Origin of the sequence: Cochlodiniinecator piscidefendens, from assembly GCF_011326755.1 — a bacterium.
GTDB classification, from domain to species: domain Bacteria; phylum Pseudomonadota; class Alphaproteobacteria; order Rhodobacterales; family Rhodobacteraceae; genus Cochlodiniinecator; species Cochlodiniinecator piscidefendens.
This window is the reverse complement of record NZ_JAAOIE010000003.1, coordinates 1-17,898: the sequence shown is the minus strand read 5'-3', so window position 1 is coordinate 17,898 and position 17,898 is coordinate 1. Positions and strand designations below refer to the sequence as shown.

The 17,898-nt window shown below is 50.1% G+C and carries 21 protein-coding genes; 13 read left to right on the top strand and 8 right to left on the bottom strand.

The genetic code is table 11. The annotated features are described in order from the left end of the window. Positions 1–32 precede the first annotated feature (32 nt). On the top strand, positions 33–983 hold the full coding sequence (locus G9C99_RS08905) for a GlxA family transcriptional regulator (RefSeq protein WP_166417152.1): 951 nt from the start codon (positions 33–35) through the stop codon (positions 981–983). Between the two features lie 67 nt (positions 984–1,050). Here the strand turns inward: G9C99_RS08905 and G9C99_RS08900 are convergent, their stop codons facing one another. From G9C99_RS08900 to G9C99_RS18705, 3 genes are read right to left on the bottom strand one after another with little or no spacing between them, the layout of a single operon-like run. After that, on the bottom strand, positions 1,051–1,788 hold the full coding sequence (locus tag G9C99_RS08900) for a CDP-alcohol phosphatidyltransferase family protein (RefSeq protein ID WP_166417151.1): 738 nt from the start codon (positions 1,786–1,788) through the stop codon (positions 1,051–1,053). Continuing rightward, positions 1,785–2,480, bottom strand: coding sequence for a phosphatidylserine decarboxylase (locus G9C99_RS08895; RefSeq protein WP_166417150.1), 696 nt, complete (start codon positions 2,478–2,480; stop codon positions 1,785–1,787). The genes G9C99_RS08900 and G9C99_RS08895 overlap by 4 nt, the downstream gene beginning before the upstream one ends. Positions 2,481–2,487: 7 nt before the next feature. Then, on the bottom strand, positions 2,488–2,793 hold the full coding sequence (locus G9C99_RS18705) for a diacylglycerol kinase (RefSeq protein ID WP_407926015.1): 306 nt from the start codon (positions 2,791–2,793) through the stop codon (positions 2,488–2,490). Between the two features lie 210 nt (positions 2,794–3,003). Between G9C99_RS18705 and G9C99_RS08885 the strand changes: the two genes are divergently transcribed. Further along, the gene (locus G9C99_RS08885; RefSeq protein WP_166417148.1) at positions 3,004–3,891 is read left to right on the top strand and encodes a LysR family transcriptional regulator; all 888 of its coding nucleotides are present in this window, start codon (positions 3,004–3,006) and stop codon (positions 3,889–3,891) included. Here the strand turns inward: G9C99_RS08885 and G9C99_RS08880 are convergent. From G9C99_RS08880 to G9C99_RS08870, 3 genes are read right to left on the bottom strand one after another with little or no spacing between them, the layout of a single operon-like run. Then, the gene (locus G9C99_RS08880) at positions 3,881–4,450 is read right to left on the bottom strand and encodes a thiamine pyrophosphate-dependent enzyme (protein ID WP_166417147.1); all 570 of its coding nucleotides are present in this window, start codon (positions 4,448–4,450) and stop codon (positions 3,881–3,883) included. The two genes, G9C99_RS08885 and G9C99_RS08880, sit on opposite strands and share 11 nt — an antisense overlap. Next, positions 4,447–4,995, bottom strand: coding sequence for a decarboxylase (locus G9C99_RS08875; protein WP_166417146.1), 549 nt, complete (start codon positions 4,993–4,995; stop codon positions 4,447–4,449). The genes G9C99_RS08880 and G9C99_RS08875 overlap by 4 nt, the downstream gene beginning before the upstream one ends. After that, positions 4,995–6,089, bottom strand: a complete 1,095-nt coding sequence (locus tag G9C99_RS08870) for a pyridoxal phosphate-dependent aminotransferase (RefSeq protein ID WP_166417145.1) — start codon at positions 6,087–6,089, stop codon at positions 4,995–4,997. Before G9C99_RS08870 ends, G9C99_RS08875 begins: the two co-directional genes overlap by 1 nt. Before the next feature lie 119 nt (positions 6,090–6,208). Here G9C99_RS08870 and G9C99_RS08865 point away from each other — a divergent pair, with 119 nt between their 5' ends. From G9C99_RS08865 to G9C99_RS08830, 8 genes are read left to right on the top strand one after another with little or no spacing between them, the layout of a single operon-like run. After that, positions 6,209–7,201, top strand: a complete 993-nt coding sequence (locus tag G9C99_RS08865) for a succinylglutamate desuccinylase/aspartoacylase family protein (protein WP_166417144.1) — start codon at positions 6,209–6,211, stop codon at positions 7,199–7,201. Continuing rightward, entirely contained in the window at positions 7,198–8,652 is a 1,455-nt protein-coding gene (locus tag G9C99_RS08860) for an aldehyde dehydrogenase (RefSeq protein WP_166417143.1), read from the top strand. Before G9C99_RS08865 ends, G9C99_RS08860 begins: the two co-directional genes overlap by 4 nt. Positions 8,653–8,671: 19 nt before the next feature. Continuing rightward, on the top strand, positions 8,672–10,030 hold the full coding sequence (locus tag G9C99_RS08855) for a Rieske 2Fe-2S domain-containing protein (RefSeq protein ID WP_166417142.1): 1,359 nt from the start codon (positions 8,672–8,674) through the stop codon (positions 10,028–10,030). Further along, complete coding sequence (locus tag G9C99_RS08850; protein ID WP_166417141.1) at positions 10,027–10,653, top strand: hypothetical protein; 627 nt, start codon at positions 10,027–10,029, stop codon at positions 10,651–10,653. Before G9C99_RS08855 ends, G9C99_RS08850 begins: the two co-directional genes overlap by 4 nt. Beyond that, entirely contained in the window at positions 10,653–11,279 is a 627-nt protein-coding gene (locus G9C99_RS08845) for a hypothetical protein (protein WP_166417140.1), read from the top strand. Before G9C99_RS08850 ends, G9C99_RS08845 begins: the two co-directional genes overlap by 1 nt. Beyond that, on the top strand, positions 11,276–12,472 hold the full coding sequence (locus tag G9C99_RS08840; protein ID WP_166417139.1) for a YlbE family protein: 1,197 nt from the start codon (positions 11,276–11,278) through the stop codon (positions 12,470–12,472). The genes G9C99_RS08845 and G9C99_RS08840 overlap by 4 nt, the downstream gene beginning before the upstream one ends. Next, positions 12,465–13,772, top strand: coding sequence for an amidase (locus tag G9C99_RS08835; protein ID WP_166417138.1), 1,308 nt, complete (start codon positions 12,465–12,467; stop codon positions 13,770–13,772). The genes G9C99_RS08840 and G9C99_RS08835 overlap by 8 nt, the downstream gene beginning before the upstream one ends. Beyond that, positions 13,769–14,167: a RidA family protein gene (locus G9C99_RS08830; RefSeq protein ID WP_166417137.1), complete on the top strand. Its 399-nt coding sequence runs from the start codon at positions 13,769–13,771 to the stop codon at positions 14,165–14,167. Before G9C99_RS08835 ends, G9C99_RS08830 begins: the two co-directional genes overlap by 4 nt. 94 nt (positions 14,168–14,261) lie before the next feature. On the opposite strand, the gene G9C99_RS08825 is transcribed toward G9C99_RS08830, so the two are convergent. Further along, positions 14,262–14,768, bottom strand: coding sequence for a hypothetical protein (locus G9C99_RS08825; protein WP_166417136.1), 507 nt, complete (start codon positions 14,766–14,768; stop codon positions 14,262–14,264). A gap of 42 nt (positions 14,769–14,810) precedes the next feature. Beyond that, complete coding sequence (locus G9C99_RS08820; protein WP_166417135.1) at positions 14,811–15,149, bottom strand: ArsR/SmtB family transcription factor; 339 nt, start codon at positions 15,147–15,149, stop codon at positions 14,811–14,813. A 297-nt stretch (positions 15,150–15,446) separates the two neighbouring features. Between G9C99_RS08820 and G9C99_RS08815 the strand changes: the two genes are divergently transcribed. From G9C99_RS08815 to G9C99_RS08805, 3 genes are all read left to right on the top strand, one after another. After that, positions 15,447–16,583, top strand: coding sequence for an ATP-grasp domain-containing protein (locus G9C99_RS08815; RefSeq protein WP_166417134.1), 1,137 nt, complete (start codon positions 15,447–15,449; stop codon positions 16,581–16,583). Between the two features lie 488 nt (positions 16,584–17,071). After that, complete coding sequence (locus G9C99_RS08810; RefSeq protein ID WP_166417133.1) at positions 17,072–17,335, top strand: hypothetical protein; 264 nt, start codon at positions 17,072–17,074, stop codon at positions 17,333–17,335. Positions 17,336–17,472: 137 nt separating this feature from the next. After that, complete coding sequence (locus tag G9C99_RS08805; protein WP_166417132.1) at positions 17,473–17,730, top strand: hypothetical protein; 258 nt, start codon at positions 17,473–17,475, stop codon at positions 17,728–17,730. The last annotated feature ends 168 nt before the right edge of the window (positions 17,731–17,898 follow it).

Below are 17,898 nucleotides of genomic sequence, written 5' to 3'. Positions count from 1 at the left end.
CTACACATAGCCTCAGCAACGGATTGCCCCTAATGGACAAGACCAAGCATTTCGTCTTTATTTTAGTGGATGAGTTTTCTCACATCGCCTTTTCGTGCGCTGTGGAACCTTTGCGCATAGCCAATTTGGTTAGCGGCAAAGACCTTTATCAATGGTCTTATATTTCGGACGATGGCATCTCAGCGACCTGTTCAAACGGGTCTGTTACGCTTGTGCATCATGGGTATAATGACATTCCCAAGAACGAGCAATTGTTTGTCTTATCGGGCATTCACGTCAAAGAAAAAGTTACCTCAAATCTCTTGAATACTCTGAGAAGGGAACGCGCTCAGGGCGCCAAGATCGGCGCTCTGTGTTCTGGCGCATATATACTTGCGAAAGCTGGATTTCTTAACGAAAAGCAGGCTGCGATCCATTGGGAATTTCATGATAGTTTTATGGAAGAGTTTCCTGAGGTTAACTTGGTGCGCAATGTGTTTGTCGCAGATGAAAAAGTTATAACCGCATCAGGTGGTACAGCGACCGCCGACCTCATGCTACATTTGATCGAGAATGCGCATGGCCAAGACCTTGCCATCGCTGTGTCAGACCAAATGGTTTATAATGCCGTCCGCGATGCAACGGCTGAACAACGCGTGTCCCTTCAATCACGCCATGGCATGCGCAACCCTCATATGGCTAAGGCGATTCAAGAAATGAATGATACGCTCGAAACACCTGTCTCTTCGACAGTGATTGCAAACAACATTGGGATTTCAGTACGACAACTTGAACGCCTTTTTGGGAAATACCTGAATTGCTCCCCCAAAAAATACTACGTGGAAATGCGATTAGAAAAAGCACGCCATTTACTCATTCAAACTGACAATTCAATCACCGAAATTGCCCATGCCTGTGGGTTTGAAAGCTCCGGCCACTTTACACGTGTTTACCGGGCTACTTTTGGTGTTACACCATCGTTGCAACGTGGAAAGATGACCTGAGAAACGTATAGATCAACGTTATAAATTGAAAATTCCTCCCTCATTAGGACCGCAATAATCCACAAACTTAGCGGCCTTTTTCCCCCTTTGAGAGGGCCTTATGTATGAAGGGTAGGGATAGGATGTATATGATATCTAAGACGACGAGGCATGGCCATGTAAAGACCGTTAGGCAGACCAGTAGACCGGCGATTCCGACCAATGCGAAAGGCAAATGGATAGGGCTCACTGAAAAGGTCTGTATAGATGGCGTGCGCAATCGGCTCACACCAAGTAATCCGACACCCAAAATGTAAACGGACGCCAAAACATGGTGATCCGTCGCCACGTTGCTTCCCATCAATGTTAGGATTGCTGGAAGTAAGACAAGGCAACACATTGCAGGTGCAGGCACCCCGGTGAACCACACTGATCCGTTTGACTTTTGTTTGTCATCCGCAGCTGTGAAACGGGCCAATCTTAAGACGCAGCATAAACAATAGAACGCAAGGGCGCTCCAGGCAAAACTCTCATACGCGGAGTTAAGGAAAAGGCTATGATACAGCAATATTATAGGCACCACGCCAAAATTAAAAAAATCGCTCAGCGTATCAAGAGCCGCCCCAAAAGGGCTGGCGGATTTTAGAAAGCGTGCGGCTTTTCCATCCGCTGCGTCAGCCAATGATGCAAACAAAAGCAACATTATTGCAGCCTCTATCTGCCCAAGCATGGCCAACCGAACAGAGGCCAACCCCAAACATAACCCAAATAATGTGATTAAATTTGGAATATAACACCTCAGCGGCACCCGCTTGCCTGTGGTCAAATTCTTGCTCCTGACCAAACTGTGGCTGGGTCTTCTAGATTGGCCAATATCGTTTCACCGGCCACCGTTGTCTGGCCCAAAACCACCTGCGGCTCGACGCCTGGCGGCAAATAGATGTCCAAACGGCTCCCAAAACGGATCAGACCAAAACGTTCGCCGCGTTCAAGGTTTTCACCTTCTTGCGTAAAACAAACGATCCGGCGCGCAACCAGCCCCGCAATCTGCACAACACCAATTTCAGTTCCATTGTCTGAACGAATGGTCAGCGCATTCCGCTCATTGTGTTCGCTGGCTTTGTCCAAAGACGCATTCAAGAATTTACCGTGATGGTAGCTTATCTTTTTAATTGTGCCTTGCATCGGCATACGATTCACATGACAATTAAAGACATTCATAAAAACCGAAACGCGCACACGCTCTTCGGCATCCAAGGCAAGCTCTGCAGGCGGCACCATCCGTGTGATCAATGACACAACGCCGTCAGCAGGTGACACAAGCCTTCCTTCGACTTGCGGAACGGACCGGACCGGGTCGCGAAAGAAATAATAACACCAAACGGTAAGCCCTGCCCCAATCCAGAACAGCGGCATCCAAAGCGACCCCAAAACAATTGAAACAGCCGCGAAAATGGCCACAAATTTTCGCCCTTCGGGATGCATGGGAACGGCGATGATTTTTAATGGGTTGGACATGTCGACCTCAGATCAAAAGCTGCCAGAAGGCATATGTGTAAAACCCGCCATTGGCCACAAAAAGACAAAAGACTGCAAATGACCCCAAATCCTTTGCGTCCCGTGCGAATTCACTAAAGCCAGGCGAAATACGGTAAACTATACATTCAACCGCCGCGTTAAGCGCTTCAATCGTTAAAACAATTAAAACAACAGTAAGGAGGCCAGTAGATACAGCGGAGATACGCCCCTGACAAGTTACGAATCCTTCTTTCTCATGTGAGACATATTTCGGGGCGCTATGAGATACCACTCTAGTCACCAGAACCCGCATACCAGCCTGATATCTCATCCAAAATTCACAATTCACAAAACATGGGCAACGCAGTTCTACACCATCTCTCCGTTCCTGTAGGATGACAAAACACTTTTCCAGCCTTCTTATGACAAACAATTTAGGGTAGCGTAAAAGATATGGCGCGTGTATCGGCAGTGGTCGATATGAATACGGCGGCGCTGTGTATAATGATATGAACGGTTCAGCATGAAGATTACTTTTCGTCAACTTGACGCGTTTCGCACGGTCGTCTCAACTGGCACAGTAACCGAAGCAGCAAATGTGTTGGGCATTTCTCAGCCCGCAGCCAGCAGATTGATCGCCGATTTCGAAAGCGAAGTTGGTTTTCCCTTATTCCGTCGCTCAGGTCGTATGCTTGAACCCACGGAAGAAGCACGATTGCTCGTCGGAGAGATACGGCAAGCGATCAGCGGGATGGAGCATATCAAAGATGCTGCAAATGCGATTAGCCAATATAGTCATGCGCGCCTTCGCCTCATCACGACCCCAACGTATTCAACATTGATCGCCCCAAAATTAATCAGAGATTTTGCACATCATCACGCGAATGCCCAAATCCAACTAGAAGTTGAAACCGCTGACGATACGGTCGAGTGGATGGTTTCTAATGGATATGATTTTGGCATTATTTCCGGAAAAACAACGAACCCCAGCCTTAATAGCCTAAAAATCTGGGACGAAGCAGCAGTCTGCATCATGAAACCTGATCATCCGCTCGCGTCGTCCAAAGAAATATCCGCGCAGGATTTAGCGAACGAAGCCTATGTTTCTTATCGCTCCAGTTCTCGGTTTCGGATGGCCATTGACGCAGTATTTAAAACCGAAGGCATTCATCGCAAAACCCAATACGAAGCACGCACAACAGATGCCATCTGTCAAATGGTTGCCAACGGCTTAGGCGTCGCCATTGTGGGATCTACACAAGTGGAACCAAATTCTATGCAACAATGTGCTGCCGTTCCGTTTACACCTACTATTCCATTTACCGCATCTCTAATTTGGTCCCAGCGAAAACCTCTCTCGGCTGTCGCTGAGACTTTTCTCAAAATTGCACAAAACGCTGTTAGCGATTAAGAGCATCTGCAAATGTTTTTCGCGCCTCGGCGCTATGGATATATGCGTAATCTCGCGGATAAGCCTCTCCTGCTACGATTTCCAAGGCTGCCATTTGTGGCCCGTCACCAGATAGAAACGCAGGCAAATCTTCGGTAAAACTGTCCAAATCTGAATACCGGAACGCATCTTTATACCCTGCGGCCAACGCCATCCAACTGAAATCCACTCGTTCAGCCGAAGGAAGCGGATGTGAGCCATTCACCTCATACACCCGGTTCGCAAAAACAAAGTGGTAAAGGTTGGTCACTTGTGCCCCTGCAATCGTAACCATCGATCCAAGGTTCATCAGCAAACTACCATCACCGTCTAGAACAATCACACGACGGTCAGGGTTCGCTATTGCAAGCCCAAGCCCGTGCGATGAGGCTTGCCCCATAGCGCCCACAGCAACATAATTTAGATCTCGAGGGTTTAGAGCCATCCAGTCAAAGTTTGTTTGATACACCGCGACAACAATGTCGTCCTCACGGATATGTGGAATAAGCGCGCGCAGCGCATCATCTCGGCGAAGTGTCATGGGGCCTCCGGTTCGCGACCAATTAATACGATATGAGGACGCGACAGCGCATAAGCGCGCTCTATCGCATCCGTGATATGTGCTTCATCTCCCGGTTCCTCAATCAGACTGTGCGATAGCTCCATCGCATCCAAAACCGGCTGCATAATCCGCACACCATACGACTGAGATTCCTGCGGTCTCAGATGTGGTTCTTTCCCCTGAAGGCCAACCAAAATAACAATCGGTCGTTCATAATCAACACCAATTGCACGCAATGCATTCAGCGAATCCATCAACCCCGTTTGCTGCATCATCAGGACAGCGCGGGTTCCATTGTAGGACATTGCTCCGCAAATCGAGACGCCTTCATCTTCTTTGCAAATGCGCGTTAGACGAAAATCCGGATCTTTGGACATTGGCCATAGCAGGCCATCGCTGGTGACAATATCAGGCAACGCAACGATGTGCTGAACATTTGCAGCCTTGATTGCATTGATAATCTTTGCGCCGCTTGGATACAGAACATCAGGAGAAGCGTCATTTAAAGCAGGTGCTGCTACCATCACTCCGCTCCCTTCAGAATACTGTTCATCGCGTCCATCAGTTTTCTAAGCTCATGGGGAAAACCCAGCGTGATACGGATATAATCTCGGTAAGCTGGAGCAGCAAAGCGACGAATCGCGATGCCATGCGCCTGAAGCGCAAGATCAACTGATTCTGCTGTGTGTTCTGCATGCTCAACCCGCACCAAAAGAAAGTTTGTCTGACTTGGCACCACTTCTAGCCCAAGTTTTTCAAGCTCCTCAGTCAACCATTTCCGGTTCTTTAGGTTTTCGGTGTACACGTTACGGATATGTTCTTGGTCGAGCAGCGCCGACCGAACAGCAGCAGCAGACGTCGAGGCAATCGGAAACGTAAGCGCGATGCGTTTAACCGTATCGATCACATCGAGTGGCCCATACGCCCAACCGACACGTGCCCCCGCCAAGCCATAAATTTTTGAAAACGTGCGGCACATCACAACATTATCGGCTTCGCCAACCAAAATTTCACCAGGCTCATAATCTAGTGCATCGACATATTCTTCATAGGCGCAATCAAGAACCAACAACGCATTTTCCGGGGTTGCAGCATGAATTCTGCGCACCTCTTCACCGGTCAAATAAGTGCCTGCCGGATTTTCGGGATTTGCCAAATACACGATACGCGTCTTTTCACTGATCGCCGCGATAATACCATCCACCGAAGGTTTGAAACCTTCGTCTGGGACAGAAATAACCTCTGCATCGTTGGCATACGCGTAATTGGGCACCTTCAAGTATCCATTCGCAGTTCGAACCAACTCTGTGCCGGGCCCAAGATATCCACGGGCCAAGCGCGCCAACAAATCGTCTGATCCCTGACCAATGGTAATTTGTGCGGGGTTCAGTCCAAATTGCTGCCCAATCAAAGGCGCTAAATGATCATCAGCGAATTCAAAATATCGCTCTAATCCGCTTGCGGCGGAACGAACCGCCTCTAATGCAGATGGGCTGGCCCCGTATGCGCTTTCGTTAGAATTCAAGAAAACTCCAACTGGTTTTCCCGCCTTCGCACTCCCCCCGACCATATGGGGTTTTATACGCTGAATGCCGCTCTTTGCTGGTGTTATGGACATGCGTGCTCCTTTTGCGTCTCGCCTCATTCAAAACATAAAAACATAATTTAAGCAATTCACATTCTTTTTTATTATGATATACAAATATCGAGCCTTGATGAATTTGGAAGGGGAATACCATGCACCTCACACTTGATCTGGATGCCATCGGCACGCATCACGGCGATGCAATGCTGCGTTGGTCAGACAATTCGAACCCTTTGGGGTATCACCCAATTCCGGTGATAAGCATCAAAGGCCGGGCTGGCCCAACACTCCTAATCACAGCGGGAACTCATGGCGATGAATTTGAAGGCCCCTCAGCAGCAATGCGCATTGCGCGTTCAATTGATCCAGAACACCTGAACGGCCAACTCATCATACTACCCGCCCTCAACGCCCCAGCGGTGCGCGCGTCCTCCCGAGTCACCCCCCTTGATGGGGCGAACTTAAACCGTGCGTTCCCGGGACATCCCCAGGGTGGCCCGACGGCGATGATCGCAGATTTCATCGAAGCACAAATTATGCCACGTGTAGATGCAGCAATCGATTTACACTCCGGGGGCAAAGCATCGTTTTTCCAACCGTGCACACTTCCCACGCGCACGAAAGATCCTGAGCTTTATGAAAAGAATCTCGATTTAGCAGTCGCATTTGGACTGCCTTTGATCTGGCGGTTGGGTGCCAACAACGATGCCCGTTCTGTCAATTCGGCTGCAGAGCGCACCGGCGTGCCAATGGTCGCGACAGAATTGGGCGGAGGCGGCGGCGTTGATCCAGAAATCACCAATCAAACCGAAACTGGATTGCGGCGCTTGATGGTTCACCTCGGGATGATTGATGGTGAAGCCCCTTCAAAACAAACCAAAAAAATGGTTGAGGTTACCGACCCACTCAATTCCCTTTATGCCCCAGCCGAAGGTCTCTTTGATCGCGCAGTAAAAGCCGGTCAAACCGTGAAAGCAGGGGATTTCGCAGGTTGGTTTCACTTTCCGCTTGAATCGGAACGTCCGCCCCTCCGTCTTACTTGCCCTACTGACGGCTTCATCTTAGCCCACACTAATCGGGGCTATGTACAACGCGGCGAAATGCTTGCGTTGGTAACCTCAGATATAAGTGATGACCTCAATTGAAACACTACGGACATTTTATCGGCGGCGAATGGATTTCTTCGACGGACACAATCGATAGTATAAATCCCGCATCCGCGAAAACTTGGGCCACTTTCGCCGCAGGTGACGCGCAAACTGCAGACCATGCGATCAAAACCGCGCACGCCGCATTCACAAACGAATGGCGTGAATTCAACCCGGAGCAGCGCGCTGATGTAATAGACAGGCTTGCTACAGCACTGGAAACCCATTGGGAAAGTCTCGTCGCTGCCGAAGTTAGCGACAACGGGAAACGCATTGCAGAAGTACGCGGTCAATTCGCGGGCCTACACACGTGGTTCCGCCATTTTGCCAACGAAGCAAGAAACATGACCCCCGAGGCCCAGACCAACGGCGTTCCCGGCGTAGAAAGCACACTTCATCACCTGCCTTACGGAGTTGTTGTTGCAATCACGCCTTGGAACTCTCCGTTAATGATCCTCGCTTGGAAACTGGCACCAGCCTTGGCAGCAGGAAACACCGTTGTCGTCAAACCTTCAGAGATGGCCTCTGCCTCAACCTTAGAATTCGCAAAACTTGCGTTTGAAGCTGGGGTGCCTGCAGGGGTTTTGAATGTCGTCACGGGATATGGGCATACTGTAGGTGAGGCGCTTGTTCGCCACCCTTTAACGCGCAAAGTTACATTTACGGGTTCCGATTTTGGTGGCCGAAAAGTTGCAGAAGCCGCGGCAAATGGGGTGGTGCCCTGCGTCTTAGAACTAGGCGGGAAATCTGCTCAGGTGGTTTTTGCCGACGCCGATTTAGATAACACTGTAAATGGCATTTTATCGGGCATCTTTTTATCCAACGGACAGACTTGCGTTGCCGGCTCACGCCTGATTGTCGAGAAGACGATAAAAAATGCGCTCACGCAGCGTCTTCTTGATGTTGCCGGTGGCTTACGCCTTGGCGACCCCATGGATGCTGAAACACAGATTGGCCCGCTCGCAAACGAAGCCCATTTGCGCAAAGTCACTGAAATGGTCGCCACCGCCCAATCAGAAGGGGCGCGCTGCCTTCTGGATGGCCGTGAGACCGCTCAGGGGCATGAAGGTTATTACTTTGGTCCCACCATCTTTGACGGTGTCACCCAGAATATGCAGCTTTGGCGCGAAGAGGTTTTTGGCCCTGTTCTCGCAATAACTAGCTTTGAGACAGAAGCTGAAGCCGTTTCTCTTGCCAATGACAGCGACTACGGGCTTGCAGGTGGTGTCTGGACCCAAGACCCGCGAAAAGGCGCACGTGTAGCTGCACAAATTGATGCAGGCACTGTCTATGTCAATCACTACCGCAGCGTTGATCCGAATGTTCCGATAGGCGGTATTAAATTATCGGGATATGGGCGCGAACTAGGCCCCAACGCCATCAAAGATTTTCTACAAACCAAATCGATCTGGATAGGGTCGGCTCCTGTAGCCGTTCCGTTTCCCTAGCACCCAACCGGAGGATAAAATGACAACCCCTTTTGACATCCCCGCAGGCAACTTCCGTGGCCATGATCAGCAATCCGTATGGTCCAAGCAACCCGACCCAGAGTTGACCGAAGTCGGACCCGGTACGGCATGTGGCGAATACATGCGGCGTTTTTGGATGCCCGTCGCAATGACCGATCAAATCGGTGATCTGCCCTATCGTCTTCGTATTCTTGGCGAAGATCTAGTAATGTTCCGTGAACCGGGCGAAGGCAAACTCGGCCTCACACACTTGCACTGCGCGCACCGCAACATGAGCCTTGAATTTGGGATCATTGAACCGGGCGGCATTCGTTGTTCTTATCACGGTTGGAAATACGGCCTTGATGGCACCGTCAAAGAAACACCATGCGAACCCCCAGCATCACAGGTAAAGAAGAAAGCCTGCCTTGGGGCCTATCCTGTCATCGAATACAAAGGCCTTGCTTTTGCTTATATGGGCCCAAAAGATACGATGCCTCCTTTCCCGGTGATGGATACATTTGACGAAGACGGCGATGAAATGCTGCCTTCTCTCATTAAATCCCCGTGCAACTGGCTTCAGGTGATGGAAAACGCATGGGACCCTTTCCATGTTGTGTATCTGCACACATTGGCCGCGCGCGTGCAGTTCCACGAAGGTTTTGCTGAAATGCCGATGATCGAATTCCACGAGGCAAAGTTTGGTGAATTCTACACCAACGTCCGCCGCGTCGAAGACATCGTTTGGCTGCGTATCCACGACCACATGATGCCAAGCTTTACCCAAAACGGCGCTCATTTCCCGGTGCCTGACACAACGCGGTATTTTGGCCGTTGTGGCCTGACTCGCTGGGTGGTGCCAATTGATGATACGCACACACAAGTCGTTACATGGCGACACTTCCGTGATGGAGATGACCCACGCGGCATGACCGACAAAAGCCAAGTGGGTTTTGGCACCACTGATTTCTATGGCCAAGGCCCTGATCGCGATTACGAAACCCGCCAACGTGACCCCGGTGACTACGATGCATGGGTTTCTCAAGGTCCGAAAAACATTCACGCCCGCGAAAACCTGAGCTTCACCGATCGCGGCGTTGCCAAAGTGCGTCGCTTGTTGCGCAATGAAATCAGGTCTGTTGCTGCTGGCAATCCGGTTAAACACCCCACCGACGGGTATGATGGTGTTCTCCCCACTTACGCGGGTGACACGATGCTACGCATCCCTGTTCAAGACGGTCGCGACGACGGTGCCGTGCTTAAGGAAATTTCATTTAAAGTCGCTGAAATATTCCGCGCTGCTGATGAAATCGAAGGGCCAGCACGCAAAACATATATCATCGACGAACTCAAAGCATATGAGGCCAGCTGGGCATGACACGTACTTCTATTAGCACTGGCCGGGTTGACTGGTCAGGCGAAAATCCGGGTATTTACCTTAAGACAGACCCAAACGGCGACTACACCACATTGGCGTTGTTTTTTCGCGTAGCACTATCCCCTTATGGTCGCGGCCATGCCGCTATCGTTCTAGGTGCCCCCGACAGCGACAAAGGTTGGCCAGATGTTCCGAACTTTATCATGACCGACAATCAGCGCATGATGCGTTGGATTATCGACGGCTGGGTCAGAAAAATGCCAACCTTTATTGGCAAAGCTGGGTTGGACGCCATGACGTGGCTCGATTGTGATTCAGTTAGCAAAACTCCCGGCGACCTAAAAACACGATACAGCGAAACTCTGCGAGGCTCTGGTGTGACGTTGGATATGGTGTGGCGCGACATGGGTGCGCCGATCCCGGTTGAGGTCACCAAAGAAAACTCGGCCACCAAAGAACATGAAATGTATTCAGTGTTTCTTGAGGCCGCCGAAGCAGATATTTTTGTCAACGGCACTGCCCTTCCAGGGGCTGTAGCAGAACGCCAATTCTTTGGACGCACCATGAGCACCGCCTTTTTGGCCTTTTCCGAAACTTGGGTCACACCAGAGGGGGACGCGTAATGCCACTTTCAGAACCTATCACCCCCGGCGTTGTTGACTGGACCGGCGAAAACCCCGGTATCTTGCTAAAGAATGCTGATGGCAGCTTTGCTGCAATGGCGCTGTTTTTCCGTGTGGCATGGTCGCCCGTTGGTCAAGGCCAAGTGTTTTTACTGTACGGTACACCAGATGCTGTTGAGGGCACCAAAACCGCGCCAAACGTCATGATGACTGACAATGTTGCTCTGGCGGAATATCTCAAGGTGAATTTCATCGGCAAACTGGGCGCATTTGCCAATGCCCCTGCTTTTGCTGATCTCCCGATTAAATCTGTTCAAACTGTGCGTACAAGCGGTGATCCGATGTCGCATCGCTACACTGAAACAATCACCGGCGAAGGTCTGTGTATTGAATTGGTGTGGGAAGATTTAGAGCCGCCCAAGGCTTTGGAACTCACCCCCGATCAGGTTGGAACGGGCGAACATACAATGTTTACCCTATTAGTGCCTGCCAAATCTGCGCAGATTGTCGTGAACGGTCATAGCTTACCCGGTGAAGTTGGCGAACGCGTGCAAGCAGGCTTTGAAACCACTACTGCTTTCTTATACTTCTCTGAAACATGGGTTATTCCACCGGAGGTATCATGACACTGCACCCTGCTGATCAACTGGCCTTTGACAAAGCGATGGTCACACAACCGGTCTGGAACCGGTTCAACACCGCCAATGATGCCTTTGGGTTGGAGCGGAATGTATTGCTACATGCTGGCCCGGCCTTTGGCAGTCCTGATTTGGTTACAAAACCAATCTTAAACTCGGCCTGTGTTGCAGCGGTTTATGAAGGCATTGCTAAAGATTTTGACCAAGCAGAAGCAATGATCATGGCAGGCGAAATCATTCTCAAGCCCGCCCAAGACCATGATGTTGTTACCCCACTGGCCGCTGTGGTTAGTGCGTCTATGCCTCTGCACACGGTCTATGATGCATGGCGCGGAGCACAACGGGTTTACGCCCCTGTGAACGGTGGCAACCGTCCGGCAATGCGTCTTGGCTTGCGTTCCGAAGCGGTGCTTGAACACATCCGCTGGCTGAACACGCGGTTTGTTGACGTTTTGCAATCGGGCATCGCCGAAGGCATTGCGCTTGTGCCTTTGGCAGCGGTTGGTTTGGCGGGTGGCGATGATTGTCACGGTCGCACTCCCGTTGCTGGCGCAGCGCTTGCGGCGGAACTCATTGATCGTACACCCGGCGGGATCACCGACGAAGATGCATTGCAGTTCATGCATGGTTCTCCCAGTTTGTTTTTGAACCTTTGGATGGCTGCCACCAAATGCATGATGAAACTGGCCGAAGGGATCAACGGATCAAGCTTTATCACCGCAGCAGGGGGTAATGGCGCTGAAACAGCGATCCAAGTCTCTGGCCTTCCTGGTCAATGGTTCACAGTAACTGCGGACGCTCCCAAAGGGGATTTTGATGTTGATTTACCAACTGATCGTGCCCTCGGGGCCATCGGGGATAGCGCCGTCGTAGATGCCTTTGGCCTTGGGGCTATGTCGATTGAGTTGAACCCTGAGCAAAAGGCAATGATCGCAGGCAACCTTCCCGATGATGCGACGGCAAGGGCTTCTGGTCTGTCAGTGGGTGCGCATCCCTACTTCCGCGCACTTGATCTGAAATTGGGCTCCACCGCACGTGCGGCGGTGACGCTTGGCAACGGGCCGATGATCAGTCTGGGTATTTTGGATCGATTGGGCGAGGCTGGCCGATTGGGCGGCGGTATTTATGATATGCCCGTTAGCCCCTTTAGAGAAGCGCTCGGAGCGTTAGAGAATGGCTGAACTAAACACGCTGTCAGCGGTTGAAATAGTAGCGCAAATCCGAAAAGGCATCGTAACGCCGTCAGAGGTAATGGCGGCGTGCCTGAACCGTATTAAAACACGGGAACCGGAAATCGGGGCATTTATCCATCTAGAAGCTGATCGCGCAATGGAACGCGCGAAAGCATTGGATGACCTTCCTCCAAAGGGCGCGCTGTTTGGCGTGCCCTTTGCCGTTAAGGACATTATTGATACCGACGACATGCCGACACGCTGGGGCAGCCCAATTTACGAAAACCGCAAGCCAGAACGCAATGCATCCTGCGTTGAAGCCTTTATTGCTGCGGGGGCCATCCCCATTGGAAAAACAGTCACTACAGAGTTCGCTTATTTCCAGCCGGGGAAGACCGCCAATCCTCATAACACCGGGCACACTCCCGGCGGCTCATCCAGTGGCTCTGCTGCGGCAGTTGCTGATCATATGGTACCACTGGCCTTTGGGTCGCAAACAGCCGCCTCTCTGATCCGCCCAGCTGCGTATTGCGGCATATCAGCATTCCGCCCAACAACGGGTGGGTTTAACCTTCAAGGTGTGATGGGCCTGTCGCACAGCCTAGATACCCTAGGCGTTTTGGCTCGCACCGTGCCTGACCTTAGCCTGTGCCGAGAGGTGTTAATGGGAGATTTAGCTACTTCTCTCCCTGAAATCGACGAAGACTCCTTACCATGTGTCGGCTTAATGCGCGGCCCAAATTGGTGGGATGGCAGTATCGAAATGCGCAACGTTTGCACAACGGCAATGGGGGCCATAACGGCGACAGGCGCCAACACGGGCGACGTAAGCACGCCACCCAGTTTCACAAATCTCACCCAAGCACAGATCACGGTCATGGCATATGAAACTGCGCGCACACGCATATGCGAGTACAGCGCCCAGCAGGATCAGCTGAGCCCCCAATTTGCCGCACTGATCGAAGACGGACGAAACGTCAGTGATACCGAATACCAAAGAGCGCTTAGTCAACGCGAACGCAGCTATGCAATGCTTGAGGCTGTTATGGGGGACTGTGATGTGCTCCTCGCACCCTCGGCCCCAGGCGAAGCACCTGCGGGGTTAGGCGCAACAGGTGATCCGCTATACAGCCGAATGTGGAATTTATTACAGGTTCCAACTGTTGCTCTCCCCTTTTTAACCGGCCCAAACGGGCTACCGACAGGTATCCAACTTATCGCCAAGCGCGGGCATGATGCCAAACTATTGGCAGTTGCCGAGTGGCTCCAAAATATTTTTCAATCTCAGAATAAAAGGAAACTCACATGAGCCGTACACACATCCATAAATACCAAACGCGCTATCATGCGCAGGCAACCTACTCCAAAGCCATCCGCGCAAAAGGCGATTTCGTCTTTATGCAAGGTCAGGTCGGGACATTGTTAGATGGGACGCTCATTGGTGAAGGCGATCCCGGCGCGCAAGCTGATCAAGCCTGCAAAAACATCAAGCGCTGGATGGAAGAAGCCGGTGGAAGCTTGCAAGATGTCTGTAAATTGACGGTGTACGTCACGGATATGTCCTATCGCGGTCCGGTATACGAAGCGATTAACCAATGGTTTGAAGGCGTCAATCACTGCTCCACTGGGGTCGTCGTCCAAGGTCTTGCTGATCCAAGTTTGCTGGTCGAAATTGACGCAATGGCGATCATCGATACCGAATAAGAACAAACAGGGTGATACGTCTAGTGTTACCCTGTTTTCCGCCGCAAAACGAATATATTTCGCAGCCACATTCAACACGTGCAAACCCTGCACCTCATATAAACGGATCATATGACCATTGTAGAAGCGCCTGCCTTTGGCGTGGGCGACAGAATACATCGCCCGGATCGCAATTCGCGCGAATTTGCCCCGCATGGCGTGCAAAAGCCCGCCATCGTTTTATCTGTATTGCATCGATATCGGGTATCCGGCGGCCTAAAAAATACCTGCAATACCATTGAAACCAGCCACGCGGATCAGGGCCGAATATCCAACCTTTTTCGCACCAAGTTTGTAACGGCTGCCTGCTTTTTACACCAAAATAATTGGCGGAAGCATCGGCTTCATCGCTCATCTTTGCAGTGTCAAACCAGTTGTCGGGAAACTCATCTCTGCAATCGTTACAGTATTTTCCTTCAAACACGCCAAGCTCTAGCATTTTTGCCGGAGGATAAAACGGTGTAAAACCCTCTGCAAAGTCGGCGCCCTCAGGCGCCTCCAGATGATATTGATACTCCGTCTGCATTTTGTCATTAACAACGATGATCTGATCAGATGCCATGAATACGGATCTTTCTTAAAGGGGGTTATACATTTGCTAGACTTACTCCGTCAGTTTACCTGGAGAGGCAAATTTAGGAATCTCAACATACCCGCCCTGATCAGCACAGCATTCGTCCTGCAAAAAGCCTATGACGTCCCATAATCTTTGATATTGAGGGACACAGCGTAAAACGCGCCCTTCTCTCTCTTGCACAATAAGCCCCGCCTTCAACAAGCTTGCAACGTGATGGGTCATTGACGAGTTTGGAATATCCAAATCTTCCCGCAGGACCCCGACTGGCAACCCGTCAAACCCAGATCGCACCAATCTTTTAAAAATTTGCAAACGGTGCACGTGGCCCAACTCCTTCAGGACTTTTGCAGCATCTTCTATTTCCATGAAAAACCTCCCGTGAATTGAGGGTATCCTTTCAACAAAGCTCTGCACAAGCACGATCGAAACCACTGTGCGGGATATGTTCAAAGCTCAAACACCGTTCCAGAAAAAGTCCACGTTATTTTAATAAAAGCGCGCCATTTCAGAATAACACCACAGATTGGAGCCAGAATGGAACCTCAAGTTAGAATAGGCCTAGCAAACTTAACAAAAATGGCATTCGAGGGGACTGATTTAAATCCCTTGCGATCCCAACTTCTTAGTCAATGCAATCAGAACAAAGATATTGAAGGTGCATTTATGGACCTTTCCGTTATCGATCAACTAAGTGGCCATGGCGAAAGGGGATTAGCCTGGCAAGCCAAAGCCCTTGAAAAGCGCCGTGCATTTAGCACCAATCGCCGAAAGGTCGCTCAGCCTAAATTGCTCGTGTTTGCCGACGCTGGCCCGATGGGCGATAACACACCAATAGAGTTTCTCCTTCAAAACTCTGACTTCGAAATCATTACGTACTATCCTAACTTTCAAGTCAAAGACCCTTATCCGCTCCCACCTCATGATATCGCATTTTGCGCGGCATCGTTGGATTCATCGAACGCGGATGTGTTTTTTGAAAATCTCAGAAACCTTACAGAAACAACTGGGACCAAGACAGTTAACTTTCCCGATACACCTGTTGCGCTGGAGCGAGACAAGCTACCTGTCGCTTTTTCCAATATTGGTGGATTACGCTTCCCCCAAACATGTCGCGTACCCCGACTGCAGCTAGAAGAGACCTTGGATGTCAGCACAGATATCGACAGCATAGACACTATAGGTGGCTATCCTTGCCTTATTCGGCCCTGCGGATCGCACGCAGGCAGGGGCCTTAAGAAACTCAACACACGCGATTGTCTAAAGTCCTACCTTCTTGAGCGAGAAGAAAGCGAATTCTTTATTTCTGAATTCATAAATTATGCCTCTCCCCAAGACGGAAATTTTAGAAAATACCGGATCATTTTCATCGATGGGCACGCGTTCCCATGCCATATGGCAATCTCGGACCAATGGGATCTTTGGTACTTAAACGCAAATATGCATGCCTCCGAGTCAAAACGAAAAAACGAAGCTGACTTTATGGATACCTTTGACCTGCATTTTGCGAAACGCCACCATCATGCATTTGACGCCCTCTCAACAAAAATCGGATTGGACTATTTTGGCATCGACTGCGCTGAAGATGCCGAAGGAAACCTAATCATCTTTGAAGCAGATAATGCGTTAATTGTTCACGACATGGATTGTGAGATACTATTCCCGTACAAAAAGCGCCACATGCAAAACATCTTTGAAGCTTTCGAAAACATGCTGCTTGGGCATTGTCCCCGGCCTGTCAGGCAACCACAGCTATCAACAGATGGCGGCCTAAATGTTCGCCTCCATCGGTCACATGCTTAAGTTTAGCTAGACAACTTGTGAATGGGCCAGGAACCGCAATATCTATGGCCCATTTGCCTCTCATAGTGGCGGGTGAACGAATCCAGTTTAATACAAAACACCGCCAGATAAACCGTATGAGCCCGGATGCCGCTCTGGACACTCGAAAAAAACACGCTCACGGATCGAACACAATTTATTCATAAGGCATACTATTTTCAAACTTTGCAATCTTCACCATTATCACGAACTATTTTACTTCTTGCGCTAGCAAATCCGTGATCCACACCCTCCCACTTAATCTTTTAAATTCAGCACCTTGAAATGAAATATTTCAGGGTCATTCAGTGCATTTCACAGACAGATCACAGGTCGGCGGTGTCAACTGACGTATAGGTGAAAATCTGTGAGATTTTTCGTGTTTTTACCTAGGTCAATCAGCACGCCAAGGTGTCGGTGTTGGATCAAAATCCAGCATCCGAAAGTTTAAACTTTAAAAAGGAAAAACTATGAAACGCACTTTGACCGCTATCGCAACTGTTGCAACTTTGTCTCTTGGCGTAACTGCGCCTGCTGCTTCAGCAATGCAAATGGAACACAACATGCTGACCGGTGCTATCTTTAATGCGCTCCACCAGATGAACCTGCCAACAGATCACATCCAAGACCTTTCTCTTGGCGAAATCGCGCAAATTCACTTCATCCTGTCAGGTGACGGCGAAGACGGCGGCATGAAGCAAGCGATCCAAGTTATCCTTGATCGCCACATGTAAGTTATCGCTGTACTACGCTTAGAAAAGCTGCGCCTGGTGCGCAGCTTTTTTCGTTAACATAAACAATTTGTCGAAGTCTTTGCATTTGGGTTTCAAAACTCCATATTTATCTTAACGTACTCGATAGGAGAAACTTAATGAAACAGCTTATACTTACCTTAGGTCTATCCCTTACCCTAAGCGCCCACACGGCAGGTGCTACAACAGCAACACAGCTAGACGCTAACGTAACCCACGCTCTGCGGGCTTTTAACGTCGACGCCAACGTCAACGACCTCACCACTGCACAAAAAGTTGAAATCACCCTGATCGCTCATCTTTCAGGCCCAGACGGGGGAAAACGTCAACAGATAAGAGCAGTTCTCGGACATACTGTTTGGCAGCTATTCGAATAACACAGCACCTTTACACTTTGAAGGTAAGCATCATTTTCCCACGCAAAAGGCCCGCTTTTATGAGCGGGCCTTTGTTTAGGTCGTTGTATTGGGCGTTACCGCCCAAGGGAACGATCTTATTCTACGATTTTGGAAACAACGCCAGAACCGACTGTGCGGCCACCTTCG

Excerpts from the sequence above, each read along its gene's own strand:
- G9C99_RS08905 (WP_166417152.1), top strand. The coding sequence starts at position 33 with ATGGACAAGACCAAGCATTTCGTCTTTATTTTAGTGGATGAGTTTTCT.
- G9C99_RS08895 (WP_166417150.1), bottom strand. The coding sequence starts at position 2,480 with ATGTCCAACCCATTAAAAATCATCGCCGTTCCCATGCATCCCGAAGGG.
- G9C99_RS18705 (WP_407926015.1), bottom strand. The coding sequence starts at position 2,793 with ATGCGGGTTCTGGTGACTAGAGTGGTATCTCATAGCGCCCCGAAATAT.
- G9C99_RS08885 (WP_166417148.1), top strand. The coding sequence starts at position 3,004 with ATGAAGATTACTTTTCGTCAACTTGACGCGTTTCGCACGGTCGTCTCA.
- G9C99_RS08880 (WP_166417147.1), bottom strand. The coding sequence starts at position 4,450 with ATGACACTTCGCCGAGATGATGCGCTGCGCGCGCTTATTCCACATATC.
- G9C99_RS08875 (WP_166417146.1), bottom strand. The coding sequence starts at position 4,995 with ATGGTAGCAGCACCTGCTTTAAATGACGCTTCTCCTGATGTTCTGTAT.
- G9C99_RS08870 (WP_166417145.1), bottom strand. The coding sequence starts at position 6,089 with ATGTCCATAACACCAGCAAAGAGCGGCATTCAGCGTATAAAACCCCAT.
- G9C99_RS08865 (WP_166417144.1), top strand. The coding sequence starts at position 6,209 with ATGCACCTCACACTTGATCTGGATGCCATCGGCACGCATCACGGCGAT.
- G9C99_RS08855 (WP_166417142.1), top strand. The coding sequence starts at position 8,672 with ATGACAACCCCTTTTGACATCCCCGCAGGCAACTTCCGTGGCCATGAT.
- G9C99_RS08850 (WP_166417141.1), top strand. The coding sequence starts at position 10,027 with ATGACACGTACTTCTATTAGCACTGGCCGGGTTGACTGGTCAGGCGAA.
- G9C99_RS08845 (WP_166417140.1), top strand. The coding sequence starts at position 10,653 with ATGCCACTTTCAGAACCTATCACCCCCGGCGTTGTTGACTGGACCGGC.
- G9C99_RS08840 (WP_166417139.1), top strand. The coding sequence starts at position 11,276 with ATGACACTGCACCCTGCTGATCAACTGGCCTTTGACAAAGCGATGGTC.
- G9C99_RS08835 (WP_166417138.1), top strand. The coding sequence starts at position 12,465 with ATGGCTGAACTAAACACGCTGTCAGCGGTTGAAATAGTAGCGCAAATC.
- G9C99_RS08830 (WP_166417137.1), top strand. The coding sequence starts at position 13,769 with ATGAGCCGTACACACATCCATAAATACCAAACGCGCTATCATGCGCAG.
- G9C99_RS08825 (WP_166417136.1), bottom strand. The coding sequence starts at position 14,768 with ATGGCATCTGATCAGATCATCGTTGTTAATGACAAAATGCAGACGGAG.
- G9C99_RS08820 (WP_166417135.1), bottom strand. The coding sequence starts at position 15,149 with ATGGAAATAGAAGATGCTGCAAAAGTCCTGAAGGAGTTGGGCCACGTG.
- G9C99_RS08815 (WP_166417134.1), top strand. The coding sequence starts at position 15,447 with ATGGACCTTTCCGTTATCGATCAACTAAGTGGCCATGGCGAAAGGGGA.
- G9C99_RS08810 (WP_166417133.1), top strand. The coding sequence starts at position 17,072 with ATGAAACGCACTTTGACCGCTATCGCAACTGTTGCAACTTTGTCTCTT.
- G9C99_RS08805 (WP_166417132.1), top strand. The coding sequence starts at position 17,473 with ATGAAACAGCTTATACTTACCTTAGGTCTATCCCTTACCCTAAGCGCC.